The organism is Amycolatopsis ponsaeliensis (genome assembly GCF_030182635.1).
Lineage (GTDB): Bacteria > Actinomycetota > Actinomycetes > Mycobacteriales > Pseudonocardiaceae > Amycolatopsis > Amycolatopsis ponsaeliensis.
In genome coordinates this window covers 124,647-141,589 of the sequence record NZ_JAPZLD010000010.1, presented here as the reverse complement: position 1 = coordinate 141,589, position 16,943 = coordinate 124,647, and the positions used below count along the sequence as shown (strand labels likewise).

19 protein-coding genes are annotated in these 16,943 nt (G+C 71.0%); 8 read left to right on the top strand and 11 right to left on the bottom strand.

The window, feature by feature from the left end:
- Positions 1–75 precede the first annotated feature (75 nt).
- Positions 76–1,041, top strand: a complete 966-nt coding sequence (locus QQ657_RS17200; protein WP_284743156.1) for a chitinase — start codon at positions 76–78, stop codon at positions 1,039–1,041.
- Between the two features lie 50 nt (positions 1,042–1,091).
- The gene (locus tag QQ657_RS17195; protein ID WP_284743155.1) at positions 1,092–1,820 is read left to right on the top strand and encodes a class I SAM-dependent methyltransferase; all 729 of its coding nucleotides are present in this window, start codon (positions 1,092–1,094) and stop codon (positions 1,818–1,820) included.
- Here the strand turns inward: QQ657_RS17195 and QQ657_RS17190 are convergent.
- From QQ657_RS17190 to QQ657_RS17160, 7 genes are all read right to left on the bottom strand, one after another.
- Positions 1,810–2,640 (bottom strand): LysR family transcriptional regulator, encoded by an 831-nt coding sequence (locus QQ657_RS17190; RefSeq protein WP_284743292.1) that lies wholly within the window; start codon positions 2,638–2,640, stop codon positions 1,810–1,812. The two genes, QQ657_RS17195 and QQ657_RS17190, sit on opposite strands and share 11 nt — an antisense overlap.
- Before the next feature lie 16 nt (positions 2,641–2,656).
- Entirely contained in the window at positions 2,657–3,037 is a 381-nt protein-coding gene (locus QQ657_RS17185; protein ID WP_284743154.1) for a DUF427 domain-containing protein, read from the bottom strand.
- Positions 3,038–3,100: 63 nt separating this feature from the next.
- Complete coding sequence (locus QQ657_RS17180) at positions 3,101–3,865, bottom strand: HAD family acid phosphatase (RefSeq protein ID WP_284743153.1); 765 nt, start codon at positions 3,863–3,865, stop codon at positions 3,101–3,103.
- Positions 3,866–3,946: 81 nt separating this feature from the next.
- The gene (locus tag QQ657_RS17175; protein ID WP_284743152.1) at positions 3,947–5,107 is read right to left on the bottom strand and encodes a class I SAM-dependent methyltransferase; all 1,161 of its coding nucleotides are present in this window, start codon (positions 5,105–5,107) and stop codon (positions 3,947–3,949) included.
- Positions 5,108–6,073, bottom strand: a complete 966-nt coding sequence (locus QQ657_RS17170; protein WP_284743151.1) for a class I SAM-dependent methyltransferase — start codon at positions 6,071–6,073, stop codon at positions 5,108–5,110.
- Between the two features lie 4 nt (positions 6,074–6,077).
- On the bottom strand, positions 6,078–6,857 hold the full coding sequence (locus QQ657_RS17165) for an enoyl-CoA hydratase/isomerase family protein (protein ID WP_284743150.1): 780 nt from the start codon (positions 6,855–6,857) through the stop codon (positions 6,078–6,080).
- A gap of 55 nt (positions 6,858–6,912) precedes the next feature.
- The gene (locus tag QQ657_RS17160) at positions 6,913–7,734 is read right to left on the bottom strand and encodes an ABC transporter ATP-binding protein (RefSeq protein ID WP_284743149.1); all 822 of its coding nucleotides are present in this window, start codon (positions 7,732–7,734) and stop codon (positions 6,913–6,915) included.
- 332 nt (positions 7,735–8,066) lie between these two features.
- Between QQ657_RS17160 and QQ657_RS17155 the strand changes: the two genes are divergently transcribed.
- Positions 8,067–8,612 carry a cysteine dioxygenase gene (locus tag QQ657_RS17155; protein ID WP_284743148.1) on the top strand — a complete coding sequence of 182 codons (546 nt, stop codon included), beginning with the start codon at positions 8,067–8,069 and terminating at the stop codon, positions 8,610–8,612.
- Positions 8,609–9,004, top strand: a complete 396-nt coding sequence (locus tag QQ657_RS17150) for a rhodanese-like domain-containing protein (RefSeq protein ID WP_284743147.1) — start codon at positions 8,609–8,611, stop codon at positions 9,002–9,004. The genes QQ657_RS17155 and QQ657_RS17150 overlap by 4 nt, the downstream gene beginning before the upstream one ends.
- On the opposite strand, the gene QQ657_RS17145 is transcribed toward QQ657_RS17150, so the two are convergent.
- A complete protein-coding gene (locus tag QQ657_RS17145) occupies positions 9,001–9,987 on the bottom strand; it encodes an LLM class F420-dependent oxidoreductase (RefSeq protein WP_284743146.1) in 987 nt (328 codons plus the stop codon). The genes QQ657_RS17150 and QQ657_RS17145 overlap by 4 nt on opposite strands.
- A gap of 199 nt (positions 9,988–10,186) precedes the next feature.
- Here QQ657_RS17145 and QQ657_RS17140 point away from each other — a divergent pair, with 199 nt between their 5' ends.
- Positions 10,187–10,381 (top strand): hypothetical protein, encoded by a 195-nt coding sequence (locus QQ657_RS17140; RefSeq protein ID WP_284743145.1) that lies wholly within the window; start codon positions 10,187–10,189, stop codon positions 10,379–10,381.
- A 10-nt stretch (positions 10,382–10,391) separates the two neighbouring features.
- On the opposite strand, the gene glgP is transcribed toward QQ657_RS17140, so the two are convergent.
- Positions 10,392–12,920 (bottom strand): alpha-glucan family phosphorylase, encoded by a 2,529-nt coding sequence (gene glgP / locus QQ657_RS17135; protein ID WP_284743144.1) that lies wholly within the window; start codon positions 12,918–12,920, stop codon positions 10,392–10,394.
- Positions 12,921–13,052: 132 nt separating this feature from the next.
- Here glgP and QQ657_RS17130 point away from each other — a divergent pair, with 132 nt between their 5' ends.
- Complete coding sequence (locus tag QQ657_RS17130; RefSeq protein ID WP_284743143.1) at positions 13,053–14,486, top strand: neutral zinc metallopeptidase; 1,434 nt, start codon at positions 13,053–13,055, stop codon at positions 14,484–14,486.
- A 61-nt stretch (positions 14,487–14,547) separates the two neighbouring features.
- Here the strand turns inward: QQ657_RS17130 and QQ657_RS17125 are convergent, their stop codons facing one another.
- A complete protein-coding gene (locus tag QQ657_RS17125; protein ID WP_284743142.1) occupies positions 14,548–15,528 on the bottom strand; it encodes a tetratricopeptide repeat protein in 981 nt (326 codons plus the stop codon).
- A 92-nt stretch (positions 15,529–15,620) separates the two neighbouring features.
- On the opposite strand from QQ657_RS17125, the gene QQ657_RS17120 reads away from it, so the two are divergent.
- A complete protein-coding gene (locus tag QQ657_RS17120) occupies positions 15,621–16,028 on the top strand; it encodes a hypothetical protein (protein WP_284743141.1) in 408 nt (135 codons plus the stop codon).
- A gap of 4 nt (positions 16,029–16,032) precedes the next feature.
- Here QQ657_RS17120 and QQ657_RS17115 read toward each other — a convergent pair whose 3' ends face one another.
- Positions 16,033–16,338: a thiamine-binding protein gene (locus QQ657_RS17115; RefSeq protein ID WP_284743140.1), complete on the bottom strand. Its 306-nt coding sequence runs from the start codon at positions 16,336–16,338 to the stop codon at positions 16,033–16,035.
- A gap of 78 nt (positions 16,339–16,416) precedes the next feature.
- Here QQ657_RS17115 and QQ657_RS17110 point away from each other — a divergent pair, with 78 nt between their 5' ends.
- The gene (locus QQ657_RS17110) at positions 16,417–16,917 is read left to right on the top strand and encodes a MarR family winged helix-turn-helix transcriptional regulator (protein WP_284743139.1); all 501 of its coding nucleotides are present in this window, start codon (positions 16,417–16,419) and stop codon (positions 16,915–16,917) included.
- Positions 16,918–16,943: the final 26 nt, after the last annotated feature.

Here is a 16,943-nt window from a genome sequence, read left to right as displayed (position 1 = left end):
GGACCACGTTAATGGTCTATACCAATCATGTCCGGAAATCCCCGCCGCCGCGCTCGTCGTCGTGGAGGTTCCACCATGCGTCTCCGTTCCCTGCTGGCCGGGCTGGCCGGCCTAGCGCTCGTGAGCACCGGGCTCGGCGCTCCCGCCGAAGCCGCCGCCGGGTCGCCGATCCCCGTCGGGCCCTACGTCGACATGGGCGCCTGGCCCACGCCCAGCCTGTCGGCGATGTCCGCCGCCAGCGGCGTCAAGGGCTTCACCCTCGCCTTCGTCAACTCCTACGGCTGCAAGGCCAGCTGGTTCGGCGCCTACGACCCGCGCACGGCCTGGCAGAAGGACGAGATCACCAAGATCCGCAACGCCGGCGGCGACGTCAAGATCTCCTTCGGTGGCGCGTCCGGCATCGAGCTGGCCCAGGCGTGCAGCACGTCCGCGCAGGTCGCGGCCGAGTACGACGCCGTCGTCAAGGCGTACGGCCTCAAGTACGCCGACTTCGACATCGAAGGCGCGGCCGTCGCGGACCCGACGTCGATCACCCGCCGCTCTCAAGCCCTGAAGACCCTCCAGAACAACAACCCCGGCCTGAAGATCTCGCTGACGCTGCCGGTGCTGCCGAGCGGCCTCGACGCGAACGGGCTCAACGTCGTCAAGGCGGCCAAGGACGCCGGCGTGAACCTCGACCTCGTCAACATCATGGCGATGGACTACTACCAGGGCGCGGGCGATCAGGGCGCGAAAGCGATTTCCGCGGCCAAGGCGACGCAGGCGCAGCTCAAGTCCCTCTACGGGCTGAGCGACGCGGCGGCGTGGAAGAAGGTCGGCGTGACCCCGATGATCGGCGTCAACGACTCGCAAAACGAGATCTTCTACCAGAAGGACGCGAAGGCGCTGGTGGCGTTCGCGAAGACCGTCCACCTGGGCATGCTGTCGTTCTGGGAAGCCGGCCGCGACGCCAACGCCTGCACCGGCGCTCTCTACAAGTGCACCAACGTGCCGCAGGCGAAGTACGAGTTCGCGAAGATCTTCGCGGGCTACACGGGCTGATTCGTCGCCGGGCGGGGTCCACGGCCCCGCCCGGCGGGCAAGATGGTCACGTGGACGACCACGCCTCCTCGTTCGGCGCCGCCGCGGCCGCGTACGCCCGGCATCGGCCGGACTACGCCGAAGCCGCTGTGCGGTGGGCGCTCGAGCCCGCCGCCGGGCCGCGGGTGCTCGATCTCGGCGCCGGGACCGGGAAACTCACCGCCACGCTGGTCTCGGCCGGCGCCGACGTCACCGCGGTGGAGCCCGATCCGGCGATGCTGGGCGAGCTGCGCGGAGAACTGCCCGATGTCCGGGCGCTGCCGGGACGGGCCGAGGCGATACCGCTGCCCGATGCCTCCGTCGATGCCGTCTTGGCCGGGAATGCCCTGCACTGGTTCGACATGGCCGTCGCCGGGCCCGAAATCGCCCGGGTGCTGCGGCCCGGCGGAGTCCTGGCCGGGCTGTGGAACGTCGTCGACGACCGGGTCGGGTGGGTCGCCGGGCTCGCGCGCGTCAGCGGGAGCGCCGCCATCGGGCCGCGGGACACTCCCGCCGGCTGGCGGGCCGAGACCGCCGGGTTCGGCTCCGCGGAGCGCGCCGAGTTCCCCCATGGGCAGCGCCGCACCGCGGATTCCCTCGTGGCGACGCTCGCGACCAGAGCGGGAATGCTGGTCATGCCGGAGCGGGAACGAACCATCGTACTGGGGCGGATCCGCGCTTTCCTCGCGCGCACACCGGAAACCGCGGACGGCGAATTCACCCTCCCCATGCAGACCTGCGTGCTGCGCATCACCAGCTGACAGCGTCAGCAATCAGGGCGTCCCGCACTGCCGCGGGCCCAGCCCGGCACGGTTCCGTGCGAGTGACCGCGAACAGCGTGTTGATCGGCGGTTCCTCCGGGTCGAGCAAAGCGACCAAGTCCCCTGAAGCCAGCTCCGCCGCGCAGAGATACCGCGGCAGCACGCTGACGCCGAACCCGGCCAGCACGCACGTCAGGACGCCGCGCAAGTCCGGCACGACGACGGAAGGCCCGGACGGCGGCCGCACCCCCAGCACCGAACGCCAATAACGGCGGATGATCGGCAGGTCTTCGGCGTAGGCCACCAGCGGCGCGGTCCGAGGGTCGCCCGAGAAGCCGCGCGGGCCGACCAGGACGAACTCCTCGTCCGTCAGGGGCGTCGCCGTCAGACCGCGGCCGCGCGGCCGGATCGTCGACACCACCAGGTCGAACCGGCGCTGCGAGAGACCCGCCAGGAGGTCGTCGGCCAGGCCGAACGTCACGCGCAAATTCAGGCCGTCGGCGACCAGGCCGGCGAGCGCGGGAAGTACCCGCAACGTCGTCAGCTCGGCGGGCCCGGCCAGGTGCACCGGCGCGGCGAAGGGGTCCACCTCGCCGACGGTCAAGGAAGAAAGCGCGTCGACGTGCGGGGCGATCCGGGCGGCCAGTTCGTCGGCCGCCGGGGTCGGTGTGACCCCGCGGGCGCGCCGGACGAACAGCTGCCGCCCGAGCTGGTCTTCGAGGGCCCTGACCTGGGCGGTCACCGTCGGCTGGGACAAGCCCAGCGACGGCGCCGCACCGGTCAGCGATCCTGCCCGGTGAACGGCCAGGAACGTCCTCAGCAGATCGAGGTCCAGCTCAGTCCTCGATCAGTTCGATCGAGTCCACGACGTTCGGGTAGAACGCGACGTGGTCCTTGATCGACGCGACCGCGTCGTACGGCTTCTCGTACGTCCAGATCGCGTTTTCCGCCTTCACGTCACCGACGTTCAGGCTGTAGTAGTTGCTGTCGCCCTTGTACGGGCAGTACGTCTCGTGGTCGGTCCGCTCCAGCACGCTGAAGTCGACGTCCGCCCGCGGGATGTACTGCGCCGCCGGGTAGTTCGACTCCTGCAGCGTCAGCGCGTTGCGGCTGTCCGCCACCACGCGCCCGCCCGCCTTGACCACCACGCGGGCCTTGGTCGGCTCGACGGTGATCGGGTGGTCCGGGCCCGGAACCAGCACCTTCTTCTCCGGCATGTCAGCTCCTCGAGAAAGTTCGCTTAGTAGGAGCAGCACTCCGGGCCCGGCGGTTATTCCACCTCAGGGCAGGTAGTACATCGGGTTCGGCAGCTTGGTCGGGTGCAGCGCGTAGCCGCCTTCGAGGTCGCTGAACTGGTCACCGACGTTCAGCACGATCTTCGCGCCGGTCGCCTCGATGTGCGCCCGCGTGCCCGACTTGTACTGGACGGTGTTGCAGGTCAGCCCGCACGGCAGGTAGTCCGGCGCGGTCACCTTCGGCTTGAAGAACGCGCCGGCCGGGGCCGGGTAGCCCTCGTTGGCCAGGTTCTTCAGCGACTGCGGGCCCTGCAGCTCGTTGCGGCCGGTCAGGAAGTACACCTTGACGCCGTGCTGCGCGGCCCAGTTGGCCAGCTCCAGCACCGGCTTGTTCGCGACGAACGTGCCGTTGTCGATGGCCTGCTGCTGCTTGACCGGGTCGAACCCGAAGTCGTTGTCGGCCTCCCAGCCGAAGGTGATCTCGGCGGTGTCGTCGACGTCCAGCACGATCGCGGGGTTCTTCACGCGGCCGAGCTGCTGCTGCAGGTAGCGCTTCGCGTCGGTGACCACGCGGTCGGTGTCCTTCACGAACCGGCTCGTGTCGGAGTAGTGGTGCTTGCCGGCGGCGTCGAGGTAGTCGCCGTAGTAGGCCTTGACGTCGTTCTTGACCTGGCCGATGTTGGCCGGCTCCTTCGAGCGGGCGGCGGTCGCGTCGTCCGAGCCGGCCAGCGCGGTGGCCCCCGAGGCGACGGTGGCGCCGATGGCCGCGGCGGCGGCGAGCTTGACGAGACCTGACCATTTTCCGGACACGGCGACCCTCCAGTGAAGACTTGACGACTCGGGGAACCTACGTCACGTTCACCCGGAGTTCCACCCCTCGAAAGTTTCCGTTCACCTTTCGGCGCGGCAGAGGAAAGCCACCGGAGACCGCCCGATTCGCGTGAGCACCACCGATGCTTCCGCGGCGCCACGGGGTTTCAGCCGCCGCCGCAAGGCATCCGGGTCGACGTCCAGGCCGCGCACGAGGATTTCCAGCCGGCCGACGTCGTGTCGCTTGAGGACGGCTTTCAAGGACTTTTCGCTGTAGGGCCCGTGCTCCAGGACGCGGAAGGCGCGCACGCCCGGTGGCGGTGCGTCGCCGGTCAGGTACGCGATGCGTTCGTCCAGCTGCCACAACCCGTGCCGGGCCGCGTAGTGGCGGACCAGTCCGGCCCGCACGACGGCGCCGTCCGGGTCGACGATCCACTCCCCCGGCTCCCGTGTGGGCAGTTCGTCCGGTTCGACATCGGTGACCGTCCACTGTGTCCCGTCCGAGCGCAGCACGGTCGCCCGCCGGGTGACGCCGGTACCCAGCCCGCGCCAGAGGCAGGACTCGCGGACCTGGCCGTCGAGGGACACCAGTTCGACCTCTTCGGCCCACGGCGTGATCGCAAAGTCGAGGCCGGGAGCGCACTTCACCGACAGCGCGCGCCCCGGGTACGCCGCGACCAGCTTGTCCAGCGGTGGTGTGAAGTCCGCGGGTTTCCACGCCCGTCGTCCTGCCGAGTCACGACGAGCCGGGTCCGCGACGACGACGCCGTCCCGGCTCACCGGCCGCAGCGCGTCGGCCCGGGCGAGTCCGAACGCGACACCCGCGGCGGTTCCGTTGTGCCGGGCCATCTTCAGCCGCACCGAGTCCAGATCGGACCCGAGCGCGCGCCGCGCCACCCGCGCGATCTCGACGAGGTCGGCGCCCACGGAACACGTGACGTCGTGGACGTCGAGACCCGCCAACCGCTGAGCCCGGTGCCGGGCGACGAGTGACGCGCTCGCCTGCTGGAGCGCGTCCGAGGTGAACAGCCAGCCGTCACCGGACAGCTTCCCGACCGCTTTCCGGCGCAGCAGCACGGTTTCCAGGACGGCGGCTGCGAACTCCTCGCCCACGATCCGGCGCACGGCGGCGACGGACGCGATCCGGTCGGTCAGCGGCAACGACGAAACCTCGGCGAGCGCCGCCGTCCCCGCGCCGGAGCGCAGGTAGGCGACGTCGCCGAGGCTGAAGGAATACCCCACTCAGGACGGCCGCTTGGTCCCGGTGATCATCACGTTGTAGAACAGCTCACGCGGGAGCACCTTCGCCAGCAGCTTCTTGTCCACAGCGGACAGCCGCAGCCACAGCTTGTAGGCGAACAGCCGCCAGCGGACGGTCAGCTTCTCCTGCGGCACCGCGGCCTCGAACGTCCGGATCGGCCAGCCCGCGAGCGCCGCGGCGAACTCCTCGGTGACCGCGTGGACGTCCTGCGCGCCGGCCCCGCGAGCCCACGACTCCAGCTCCGACGGGTCGAAGGTGTGGATGTCCACGACAGCTTCGAGGGCGGCGGCGCGGGAGGACTCGTCGAGCTCCTCCTGCGGACGACGCCAGCCGCTCAGCGCGGGCAGCTTCGTCACGCGGGTCGTCAGGAACCAGGTGAACTGGCCGAGCTTGCGGGCGTAGAAGTCGCCGATCTTCGTCGGCTCGCCGGCGAAGACGAACCGCCCGCCCGGCTTGAGCACGCGCAGCACCTCGCGGAACGCCGCCTGGACGTCCGGGATGTGGTGCAGCACCGCGTGCCCGACGACGAGGTCGAAGGTGTTGTCCTCGTACGGGATGCGCTCGGCGTCGGCGACGCGGCCGTCGACGTCGAGGCCGAGGCTCTCGGCGTTGCGCAGCGCGACCTGGACCATGCCCGGCGAGAGGTCGGTGACCGAGCCCTTCTTGGCGACGCCGCCCTGCATGAGGTTCAGCAGGAAGAAACCCGTGCCGCTGCCCAGCTCCATCGCGTGCTGGTACGGCTGGCCGTCATCACCCGCGACGGCGTTGAAGACGTCGGTGGCGTAGGAGATGCAGCGCTCGTCGTACGAGATCGACCACTTCTCGTCGTAGGTGCCGGCTTCCCAGTCGTGGTACAGCACGTTCGCCAGCTTGGGGTCGGCCCACGCGGCCTTGACCTCTTCGGCGGTGGCGTGCGGGTTCGGCGCCGGGTCGTTCACGTCGGTCAAGGCGTCATTTCCCTTCGAAAGTGGCCTTGCCGGGCCCGTTTTCGATGAACGACTTCATGCCGTTCTGCTGGTCTTCGGTCGCCCAGAGAGCGGCGAACAGGTGCGATTCGAGCTTGAGCCCGTTCGCGAGGTCGGTGTCGAGACCGCCGTCGATGGCCGCCTTCGCCGCGCGCAGCGCCACGGCGGGGCCGTTCGCGAACTGGGCCGCCCACTTGTGCGCGGCCGCGTAGACGTCGTCGGGGGCGACGACCTCGTCGACGATCCCCAGCTTCAGCGCCTCTTCGGCCTTCACGAAGCGTCCGGTGTAGACGATGTCCTTGGTCTTGCTCGGCCCGATCAGGCGGGCGAGGCGCTGGGTGCCGCCCGCGCCGGGGATGACGCCGAGCTGGATCTCGGGCTGGCCGACCTTGACGTTGTCGCCGGCGACCCGGCGGTCGGCGGTCAGCGCCAGTTCGAGGCCGCCGCCGAGGGCGTACCCGGTGATGGCCGCGACGACCGGCTTCGGGATGTTCGCGATGGCCGCGAGGGTGCCGGTGAGGTTGGCGCCGAACTTCGCGATCTCGGGGTAGGTGCGGCTGGCCATCTCCTTGATGTCCGCGCCGCCGGCGAAGGTCTTCTCGCCGCCGTAGAGGATCACCGCGCGGACGTCGTCGCGCTCGGTGGCTTCCTTCGCCAGCTCGGCGAGTTCGGCGGTGACCTGGGCGTTCAGGGCGTTGACCGGCGGCCGGTCGAGCCGGATCGTGCCGACCCCGTCCTTGACCTCCAGGGTTACGAACTCTCCCACGCCGTTCCTCCTCGTTGACGGACTGCCAGCAGGCTACCGGCCGGTAAGCGACAGCTTAGCGACGGCGGGCGAAGAAGCGATCGCCGGAACGCTCCAGCACGAGGTCCTGGTCGAACGTCTTCGAGAGGTTTTCGCTGGTGATGACGTCTTCGACGAGGCCGGACACCACCGCGCGGCCGTCGCGGAGAAGCAGCGCGTGGGTGAACCCCGGCGGGATCTCCTCGACGTGGTGGGTGACCAGCACGAGTGCCGGCGCGTCCGGGTCCAGGGCCAGCGCGGAGAGCCGCGCGACGAGGTCCTCGCGGCCGCCCAGGTCCAACCCGGCGGCCGGCTCGTCGAGCAGCAGCATCTCCGGGTCGGTCATCAGCGAACGGGCGATCAGCGCGCGCTTGCGCTCGCCCTCCGACAGCGTGCCGAAGGTGCGCTCGGCGAGGTTGCCGATGCCCATCGCGTCGAGCAGCTCGGTCGCGCGGGCGGTGTCGAGGGTGTCGTATTCCTCACGCCAGCGGCCGAGCACCGCGTAGCCGGCGCTGACCACGACGTCCTTGACGAGCTCGTCGCCGGGCACGCGCTGGGCGATCGCGGCGGAGGTGAAGCCGATCCGCGGGCGCAGGTCGAAGATGTTGACCCGGCCGATCCGCTCGCCGAGCAGGTCGACCTCGCCGGTGGTCGGGTGCAGCTCGGCCGCGGCGAGGCGCAGCAGGGTGGTCTTGCCCGCGCCGTTCGGGCCGAGCACCACCCAGCGTTCGTCCAGTTCGACGTTCCAGTCGAGGCCGGCGAGGAGGTCGTTGGTGCCCCGGCGGACGCCGACACCGGCCATCCGGACCACGAGGTCGTCAAGTTCGCTGGGCTGGATCGGCTCGCTCACGAGGCCCATTCTGTCTGCCGTCGCGCGCGCGTGCGCACCCGCCCGGGTGAGACGGCGATCCGGCTGGTCGGGACGTGTCCACGACGTGGAACGACGCACGCCGGAAGTGCCGTGCGCCACTCGGTTGTGGCAGGATCGCGACCATGTCAGCCGACGTGCACGCCACCCCGGTCACCCGGGGCTCGTTCTGGCGTCGTCGTGCGATCGACCTGCTCCTCGTCGCTTCGGCCGGGTGTACGCGGGCGCGGCTTCGCTGATCCCACGCGCCCTTTTCCGGCGCGCGAGACCGGGCCGCGCTGTTCCCGCGTCCCGATCACCTCCGCGTCCGAGGAGCACCCGCGTTGACCACTTCGATCGCCCGTCCCGCCGTCGAGATCCACCCGCAGCTGACCGATCCGCTGCTGCCCGAGCTGCTGCACCCGTCGCGGCTGCTCTGGACGCCGCGTGAGCTGGCCGACCTGACCGCCACCGTCACCACCGAGCTGACCGCGAACGTCAAGGACATCCTGCGGTTCGACGAAGACCGCCGCTGGTGGGCCCGGCTGGCCCTGACCGACGGCGTCGAGCTGTGGCTGCTGTCGTGGCTGCCCGGCCAGCACACGAAGCCGCACGACCACGGCGGCGCGTCCGGCTCGTTCACCGTCCTGCAGGGCGAGCTGGGCGAGGAGTACCGCTACCCCGGCGGCCCGATCCGGCGGCGCACGCACGTTCCCGGCGAAGGCATCGGCTTCGGCGCCGGCCGCGCCCACCAGGTCACCGGCATCGGGGACGCGCCCGCGGCGAGCGTCCACGCGTACTCGCCGCCGCTGGTGCCGACGCGGGAGTACGCGACGCTCGCCGACGTCCCGGCCGAAATCCCGCCGCTGCCCGCTATCGTCCACGGATGAGCGCGATCGATTCGTTCCTGGAGCAGGCCCGTTCCGGCCTGGACCGGGTCGGCCCGGCCAGGGCCCGCGAGCTGCAGGAGGCGGGCGCGCTGCTCGTGGACATCCGGCCGTTCGCGAACCGGCAGGCCGAGGGCGAGATCCCGGGCTCGGTGGTCGTCGAGCGGATCCACCTGGAATGGCGGCTGGCGCCGGACAGCGAGTGGCGGCTGCCCGGCGTGACGGCCGGCTCGACCGTCGTCGTGCTGTGCAACGAGGGGTATTCGTCGAGCCTGGCCGCGGCCGACCTGCAGCGCCTGGGGCTGCCGAACGCGACCGACCTCGAAGGCGGCTTCCGCGCGTGGGCCACCGCCGGCCTGCCCGTGCAGACCGGCGGCAGCCCCGCGGTGCCCTAGGCGAGAGCGGGCGCGACCTTCTCGACGAACAGGTCGATGCCGGAGCGGTCGTACGCGGCTTCCGGGAAGTTGAAGATCGCGTAGGACATGCCCAGCTCGCCCATCGCGGCGAGCTTCTCGGTGATCTGCTCCGGCGTGCCGGTGGTCGGGCTGTTCTCGAAGTTGCCGGCCCAGCGCGCGACGGCGTCGGCGTCGATGTACTTGCCGAGGTGGGACTTCAGCCAGGCCAGCTTGTCCTGGACGTCCTTCTCGGTCTCGCCGATGACGATGTTGTGGTTGGCCGAGCGCACGATCGCGTCGAAGTCGGTGCCGACGTCCTTGCAGTGCTGCGCGAGGATCTCCGACTTGCGGGTGAAGGTCTCCGGGTCGGCGGCGAAGTTCGTGTACTTCGCGTACTTCGCGGCGATCCGGAGCGTCTTCTTCTCCCCGCCGCCGGCGATCCACAGCGGGAGGCCGCCTTCCTGCGGCGGCAACGGGCGCAGGATCGCGCCGTCGGTCTGGTAGTGCTTGCCGTCCAGTGTGGACGTGCCGGTGGTCCAGAGGTCACGCATGATCTGCACGCCCTCGTCGAGCTGGCCGAGCCGGTCGCCGGCACCGGGGAAGCCGTAGCCGTAGGCCCGCCACTCGTGCTCGTACCAGCCGGCCCCGATGCCCATCTCGACGCGGCCGCCGGAGATGATGTCGGCGGTCGCGGCCACCTTCGCGAGGTAGGCCGGGTTCCGGTACCCCATGCAGGTGCACATCTGCCCGAGCCGCACGGTGTCGGTCGCGGCGGCGAACGCCGACATCAGCGACCAGGCCTCGTGCGTGGCCTCCTCGGTCGGGACGGGCACGGTGTGGAAGTGGTCGTAGACCCAGATCGATTCGAAGGGCCCGGCCTCCGCGTGCTTCGCGAGGCCGAGCATGGTCTTCCAGTGGTCCGCGGGGTCGATGCCGGCGAGGTCGAGCCGCCAGCCCTGCGGGACGAAGATTCCGAAGCGCATGGGTTCAACTTAACGCGGCTTCCGGCCGCGCGCGGCGTGATTTCCGGACGTCGCGAGGTGGAGTAACTCCAGGTCAGGTGGCACGGCACCCGTCGCCGATGGCTTAGGGCCTTCGTGCTCACGACGTTGGGCCATATCGGCCCGGTCGCGGCAACGGCGATCGTGATGCCGACAGCCACGAGCGATCGAGGTGGGCACCATGACCGAGCCACACGAGGTTCCGAGGCAGTACCGGCACCGCGACCACGCCTGGATCTTCGCGGCGTGGGTGGTGCCGCTGGCCGTCGCCGCGGCACTGACCGCGCTGAGCGGCGGCCTGCTGGCGATCACGCTGCCGGTGGCGCTGATCATCGGCATCGTGGCGACGGTGCTGCGCCCGCGCAACCGGGCGTGACCGGCACGGGTCAGGCCAGCACCACGCGCGCCAGTTCGGCCGGGGCGGCCAGCAAGCCGTGCTTCGGGAGCACCCGGACCGTGTAGCCGATCGATCCCGGGCGTGGCAGCTTCAACCGCGCCGCGAACGCTCCGATTCCGTCCGCCGTCATCGGGACCGTGACCGCGTCGCGCAGCTCGTCGTCGTCCGCCACCTGGCCGACCACCGCCTGGATGTCCACTTCGGACGGATCGAGCCCGGCCAGGTCGATGCGCGCGCGGATCGTCACCTCCGTGCCGACCACCAGCGGCTCGGTCGCCTCCACCAGCAGCTCCGAGTCGAAGATCCGCAGCCGCGGCCACGACACCTCGAGCTTGGTGCGGTAGTCCGCCAGCGACAGCGCGCCGCGGTAGCCGTCGCCCGTCGCCGCCGCGACCATGCGGGACGCCGGCAGGTAGCCGTTGTCGACGTACTCGCGGACCATCCGGGACGCCTGGACCCGCGGGCCGAGCGTCTCCAGCGTGTGCCACACCATCGACAGCCAGCCGGTCGGCACGCCGTCGGTGGACCGGTCGTAGAACAGCGGCGAGATCTGCTGGCCGAGCAGCTCGTACAGCGCCGCCGCCTCGAGGTCGTCGCGGCGCAGGGGGTCGGTGACGCCGTCCGCGGTCGGGATCGCCCAGCCGTTGCTGCCGTCGTAGCACTCGTCCCACCAGCCGTCGCGGATGGAGAGGTTCAAGCCGCCGTTGAGCGCCGACTTCATCCCCGACGTCCCGCACGCCTCGAGCGGCCGCACCGGGTTGTTCAGCCAGACGTCGCAGCCGCGGTAGAGGTACCGGGCCATCGACATGCCGTAGTCCGGCAGGAAGACGATCCGGTGCCGCACGTCCGCGCCGTCGACGAACCGGACGATCTGCTGGATCAGCTGCTTGCCGTTCTCGTCGGCCGGGTGCGACTTCCCGGCGACGACGACCTGGATCGGCCGCTGCTCGTCGAGCAGCAGCGTGCGCAGCCGCTCGGGGTCGCGCAGCATCAGCGTCAGCCGCTTGTACGTCGGGACGCGGCGGGCGAACCCGACGGTCAGCACGTCCGGGTCGAACACCGAATCCACCCAGCCCAGCTCCAGCGGGGACGCGCCGCGCTGCAGCCACGCCGCGCGCACCCGGCGGCGCACCTCGTGCACCAGCTTCTCGCGCAGCTCGCGCCGCAGCCCCCACAGCTGGGCGTCCGAAACGCCGTCGCGCAGCGGTCCCTCGCCGACGTCGAGACCCCATTCGCGGCCGAGCAGCGTGCTCAGCTCGCGCGCCACCCACGTCGGGCCGTGGACGCCGTTGGTCACCGACGAGATCGGCACCTCGTCGTGGTCGAACCCGGGCCACAGCCGGGAGAACATCTTGCGCGTGACGCGGCCGTGCAGCTGGGAGACGCCGTTCGCGCGCTGCGCCAGCCGCAGGCCCATGTGCGCCATGTTGAACAGGCCGGGGTTGTCCTCGGCGCCGAGCGCGAGCACGCGCCGCGGGTCGATGTCGGGCACCAGCCTGCCGTCGTTGAAGTAGCGCTGCACCAGGTCCACCGGGAACCGGTCGATGCCCGCGCTGACCGGGGTGTGCGTGGTGAACAGCGTGCCGGCGCGGACCGCGGGCATGGCCTCGTCGAACGCGAGGCCGTCCGCCTGCACGATCTCGCGGGCGCGTTCGAGGCCGAGGAAGCCCGCGTGTCCCTCGTTCGTGTGAAACACCATCGGCTGCGGGTGGCCGGTGATCTCGCAGTACTTCCGGACCGCGCGGAACCCGCCGATGCCGGCCAGGATCTCCTGCCGCAGCCGGTGGTCGGCGTCGCCGCCGTAGAGCCGGTCGGTGACGCCGCGCAGGTCGTCGTCGTTGGCCTCGGTGTCGGTGTCGAGCAGCAGCAGCGGCACCCGCCCGACGCGGGCCTGCCAGATCTGCGCGCACAGCTCGCGCCCGCCCGGCATCGCGACGCCGATGAGCACCGGGCGTCCGCCCACGGTCAGCAGTTCGAGGGGGAACGCGTTCGGGTCGATCACCGGGTAGTGCTCGACCTGCCAGCCGTCGAGCGAAAGCGACTGCCGGAAGTAGCCGTTGCGGTAGAGCAACCCGACGCCGACCATCGGCACGCCCAGGTCGGACGCGGCTTTGAGGTGGTCGCCGGCCAGCACGCCGAGGCCGCCGGAGTAGTTCGGCAGCGCTTCGGTGACGCCGAACTCCATCGAGAAGTACGCGACCGCGGGCGGCAGCTCGGCGTCCGCACGCTGCTGGTACCAGCGCGGCTCGGACAGGTAGTTCTCCAGGTCGGCGGCCGCGTCCCGGGCGCGGGCGAGGAAGTCGTCGTCGACGGCGAGCTCGTCGAGGCGCGACGGCGGCAGCGCGGTGAGCATCCGCAGCGGGTCGCGCACGGCGTTGAACAGCTCGGCGTCCATCGACGCGAACAGGTCGCGCGTCGGCGGGTGCCACGTCCAGCGCAGGTTGGTGGCCAGCGCGCCCAGGCCGGACAGCGACTCCGGGAGACTGGCGCGGACGGTGAACCGGCGGACTGCACGCATGGGAAGCGACGATATCGGGCCGCGGCCCCGCCTGCGCAGGGAGTAGTTCGGGGATAACGTGCACGCTCCGCGTATGCCCTGGGTATGGTCCTGCCCGTCGGGTACCGGGTGGGCACGAGAGCGAGTGAACAGATGATCCCAGGGGGAGGACGGCGCGCGCTGGTGGCGTTGCTCGCCGTCGCGGCGGTGGCCGTGAGCGGGTGCAACAGCAAGGGCGGCGCGAGCGGGGACCCGGCCAAGGACACCGGCGCCGGATCCGTCGCCGGGCTGCCGGTGACGCACTTCGAGAGCGGCCTCAAGCCGGACGCGCCCACGCCGACGATCGACGTCAAGAACGCCGACGGCGGTGAAGACGACAAGCTCGCCACCGCCGCGATCGACGACGTCCAGACGTACTGGAACGAGCGGCTGCCCGCCGACTTCGGGGAGCAGTTCGAGCCGGTGAAGTCGCTGCTGTCCTACGACTCGCAGACCGACACCGAGAAGACCGGCTGCGGCAGCGTCAAGAAGCTCGTGAACGCGTTCTACTGCTCGGTCGACGACTCGGTGGCGTGGGACCGCGGGGTGCTGCTGCCGATGCTGCGCCAGCGGTTCGGGCCGATGTCCGTGGTCGTCGTGCTGGCGCACGAGTTCGGCCACGCCGTCCAGTACCGGCTCGGCGACAAGGCCAACATGACCAAGAGCACCCCGACCGTCGTGAAGGAGCAGCAGGCCGACTGCTTCGCCGGCGGCTACTTCCGCTGGGTCGCCGAGGACAAGAGCAAGTACTACCGGGTGTCGACGTCCGAGGGCCTGAACCAGGTCATGGCGGCGATGTTCCTGATCCGCGACCAGGCGGGCACCAGCGGCGCCGACCGCGGCGCGCACGGCACGGCGTTCGACCGCACCTTCGCGTTCCAGACCGGGTTCGAGAAGGGCCCGAAGGAGTGCGCGGCGATGAACGCCGAGAACGTCAAGGCCCGCCTCACCGAGCGCCCGTTCGACCCGGGCGACAAGGGCAAGGGTGACGCGAAGTTCAACGACCAGGCCGTCGAGCTGCTGAAGAAGAGCCTCGACGAGGCCTTCAAGGGCGCCGGGGTGGCCGCGCCGGAGATCGCCGACGGCGGCAGCTGCCAGACCACGCCGCCGGCGTCGTACTGCGCCGACAACAACACGGTGGCCATCGACCTCGCGAAGCTGTCGCAGCTGGCCCAGCCGATCGACCGCGAGGCCGAGATGAAGGGCGAAGACCCGGGCGGCATGGGCGACTTCGCGGCGTTCTCGGAGGTCGCTTCGCGCTACGCGCTGGGCATCCAGAAGGGCGTCGGCGCGTCGATCGACAACGCGAACGCGGGGCTGCGCACGGCGTGCCTGGTGGGCGCGTGGGCGGCGTTCACGAACCGGCCGGGCGACCTGCGGCTCTCGGCGGGTGACCTCGACGAGGCCATCGCGGACCTGCTGCAGCCGGAGAGCCTGATCTCGGCGGACGTCAACGGGAAGCGCCCGGACAGCGGTTTCGACCGCGTCGAGTCACTGCGGCGGGGCTATCTCGAAGGCTCGTCGGTCTGCTCGAAGCAGTACGCCTAGTCCGATGTCGTGAAGGGCACCCTCATGGCTCTTAAAGCCATGAGGGTGCCCTTCATGGCTTTCAGAAGAGGGCGGACGCCAGGTCGCGGCGGGCCTTCATGACGCGGTCGTCGGCCGGGTCGAACAGGTCGAACAGCGCCACCAGGTGCTCGCGGACCTTGTTGCGGTCGTCGCCCGCCGTTCGGCGGACCGTGTCGATCAGGCGCTTGAAGCCCGCCTCCACATTGTTCTCCGCGATCTCCAGGTCGGCCGCGTCCAGCTGGGCCGCGAGGTCGGACGGGTCCGCGTCGGCCTTCGCGCGCGCCTCCGGGTCGGCGCTCTCCGCGCGGGCGGTGAACTTGACCTGGGCCAGGGCGTTCTTGGCCAGCTCGTTCGCCGGCTCGACGTCGAGGATGCGCTCGTAGGCGGCCTGCGCGGCGGCGAAGTCGCCCCGCTCGAAGGCCTCTTCCGCCTCGGTGAAGCGCGGGTCCTCGGGCTCCTCGACCGGGCCGGCGCCGTTGGCCTCGGCCTCGCGGATCGCCGGGAGCTTGTCGCGCAGGGCGTCGAGCAGCGCGTTGATCCACTTGCGGATCTCGGGCTCGGGCAGCGCCCCGGAGAAGGCGTCGACCGGCTGGCCGCCGCCGATGGCGACGATCGTCGGGATGGACTGCGCGCCGAACAGCTGCGCGATGCGCGGGTTCGCGTCGACGTCGACCTTCGCGACGACCCAGGCGCCGCCGGACTCGGCGGCCATCCGCTCCAGCACCGGGGACAGCTGCTTGCACGGGCCGCACCACTCGGCCCACAGGTCGACGATCACCAGCTGGTGCAGGGACCGCTCCACGACCTCGGCCTGGAAGGTGGCCTCGGTGACATCGATCACGGCCTCGGACGAACCCGGGGCGGGCGGCGGCGGCGCGTCGCCACCGGCCGGGCCGGCCGACGGGGCCGGCTGCCTCTGCGCCGATTCGGCGCGGGCCTTGAGCGCGGACAGGTCGACCGCGCCGGAAAGGGCGGCGGACAAGGCCGCTGACTTCGCTGCAGATCCGCGTGGTTGTGTCACGACTCCATCCTGGCACGCGTGCCGGAGGAGTTTCACGGGGTGCCCGGCCGGTCCGCTTGGCAGGACGGCGCCGCTGGGGCAGGCTCGGCCGGGTGCACATCCGGCGTGACGTGAAGGTGGGCCTGTCGATCGCGGCCGCCGTCGCCTGGATCGGCGCGGTGACGCTGCTCATCGTGCACGAACCGGACCCGGGCGCCGCTTCGCCCGCCGAGCTGCGCGACCGGCTCGTGTCGGCCCTGTCCGGTCACGACGCCGACGCTCTCGCCGGCCTGCTCGACTACCCGGGGTCCGGCGGGGGCGACTTCGCGAAGGACTACGTCACGGTGCTGGCGGACCGCGGCGTCCACGACGTGCGGGTGGAGCTCGGCCCGGACGCGGCGGCCCCGGACCGCGCGACGGTCACGGGTGCCCTCGGCGACGGGAAGCTGTTCAGCTACCCGCTGACGGTGACGACCGAAGACGGCCGCTGGACGGTCGCCTTCACCCCGCCACTCCCCTAGCCGGTCACGAACCGTCGCGCAGGTGGGCTTCGATGCGGTCCACCTTGGCCTCGAGCTGGCCTTCGAAGCCGGGGCGGATGTCGGCCTTCAGGACCAGCCCGACCCGCGCCGAGCCCTCCCCCGCGGCCTCGACCGCCCGCTTCACGACGTCCATCACTTCGTCCCACTCGCCCTCGATGTTGGTGAACATCGCGTTGGTCGAGTTGGGCAGCCCGGACTCGCGGACCACCTTGACGGCGCGGGCGACGGCCTCGCTGACTCCGCCGTCGGGCTCCCCGCCGGACGGGCTGACACTGAACGCGACGATCATGCTCGGAAGTCCCTTCTTCGTTGCTCTTTCCGCCGGTCGTGCGACACCCGCCGGTACCCGCTGGTAACTTCGCGTGTCATGAACCGTCCGCTGCCGTTCGACCCGATCGCCCGCGCGGCACAGCTCTGGGAGGCCCGGATCGGGCCCTCCGGCACCATGGCCGCGGTCACCGGCGTGATGCGGGTCCAGCAGATCATCCAGTCCGCGGTGGACGGCGCGCTCAAGCCGCACGGCCTGACCTTCGCCCGGTACGAAGCACTGGTGCTGCTCACCTTCGCCCGCAGCGCCAGCCTGCCGATGCGGGTGATGGGCGAGCGGCTCCAGCTGCACCCCACCAGTGTCACCAACATAGTCGACCGGCTGGAGCGCGACGGGCTCGTCAAGCGCGTCCCGCACCCGACCGACCGGCGCACGACGCTCGTCGAGATCACCGACGAAGGCCGCAAGCGCCGCGAGTCCGCGACCGTCGCCGTCAACGACATCGGCTTCGGGCTGACCGGGCTCACCGAACGGCAGACCGAGCAGCTCACGGACCTGCTGACGAAGGTGCGCCGCGCGGCCGGCGACTTCACGGAGTAGCCGCGAAACGGAAAGGGCCCGCGCCG

Bases quoted from the DNA above. Each gene is read 5' to 3' on its own strand.
- QQ657_RS17110 (WP_284743139.1), top strand. From the start codon at position 16,417: ATGAACCGTCCGCTGCCGTTCGACCCGATCGCCCGCGCGGCACAGCTC.
- QQ657_RS17185 (WP_284743154.1), bottom strand. From the start codon at position 3,037: ATGCCGGAGAAGAAGGTGCTGGTTCCGGGCCCGGACCACCCGATCACC.
- QQ657_RS17150 (WP_284743147.1), top strand. From the start codon at position 8,609: ATGAGCGCGATCGATTCGTTCCTGGAGCAGGCCCGTTCCGGCCTGGAC.
- QQ657_RS17160 (WP_284743149.1), bottom strand. From the start codon at position 7,734: ATGGGCCTCGTGAGCGAGCCGATCCAGCCCAGCGAACTTGACGACCTC.
- QQ657_RS17115 (WP_284743140.1), bottom strand. From the start codon at position 16,338: ATGATCGTCGCGTTCAGTGTCAGCCCGTCCGGCGGGGAGCCCGACGGC.
- QQ657_RS17145 (WP_284743146.1), bottom strand. From the start codon at position 9,987: ATGCGCTTCGGAATCTTCGTCCCGCAGGGCTGGCGGCTCGACCTCGCC.
- QQ657_RS17200 (WP_284743156.1), top strand. From the start codon at position 76: ATGCGTCTCCGTTCCCTGCTGGCCGGGCTGGCCGGCCTAGCGCTCGTG.
- QQ657_RS17140 (WP_284743145.1), top strand. From the start codon at position 10,187: ATGACCGAGCCACACGAGGTTCCGAGGCAGTACCGGCACCGCGACCAC.
- QQ657_RS17130 (WP_284743143.1), top strand. From the start codon at position 13,053: ATGATCCCAGGGGGAGGACGGCGCGCGCTGGTGGCGTTGCTCGCCGTC.
- glgP (WP_284743144.1), bottom strand. From the start codon at position 12,920: ATGCGTGCAGTCCGCCGGTTCACCGTCCGCGCCAGTCTCCCGGAGTCG.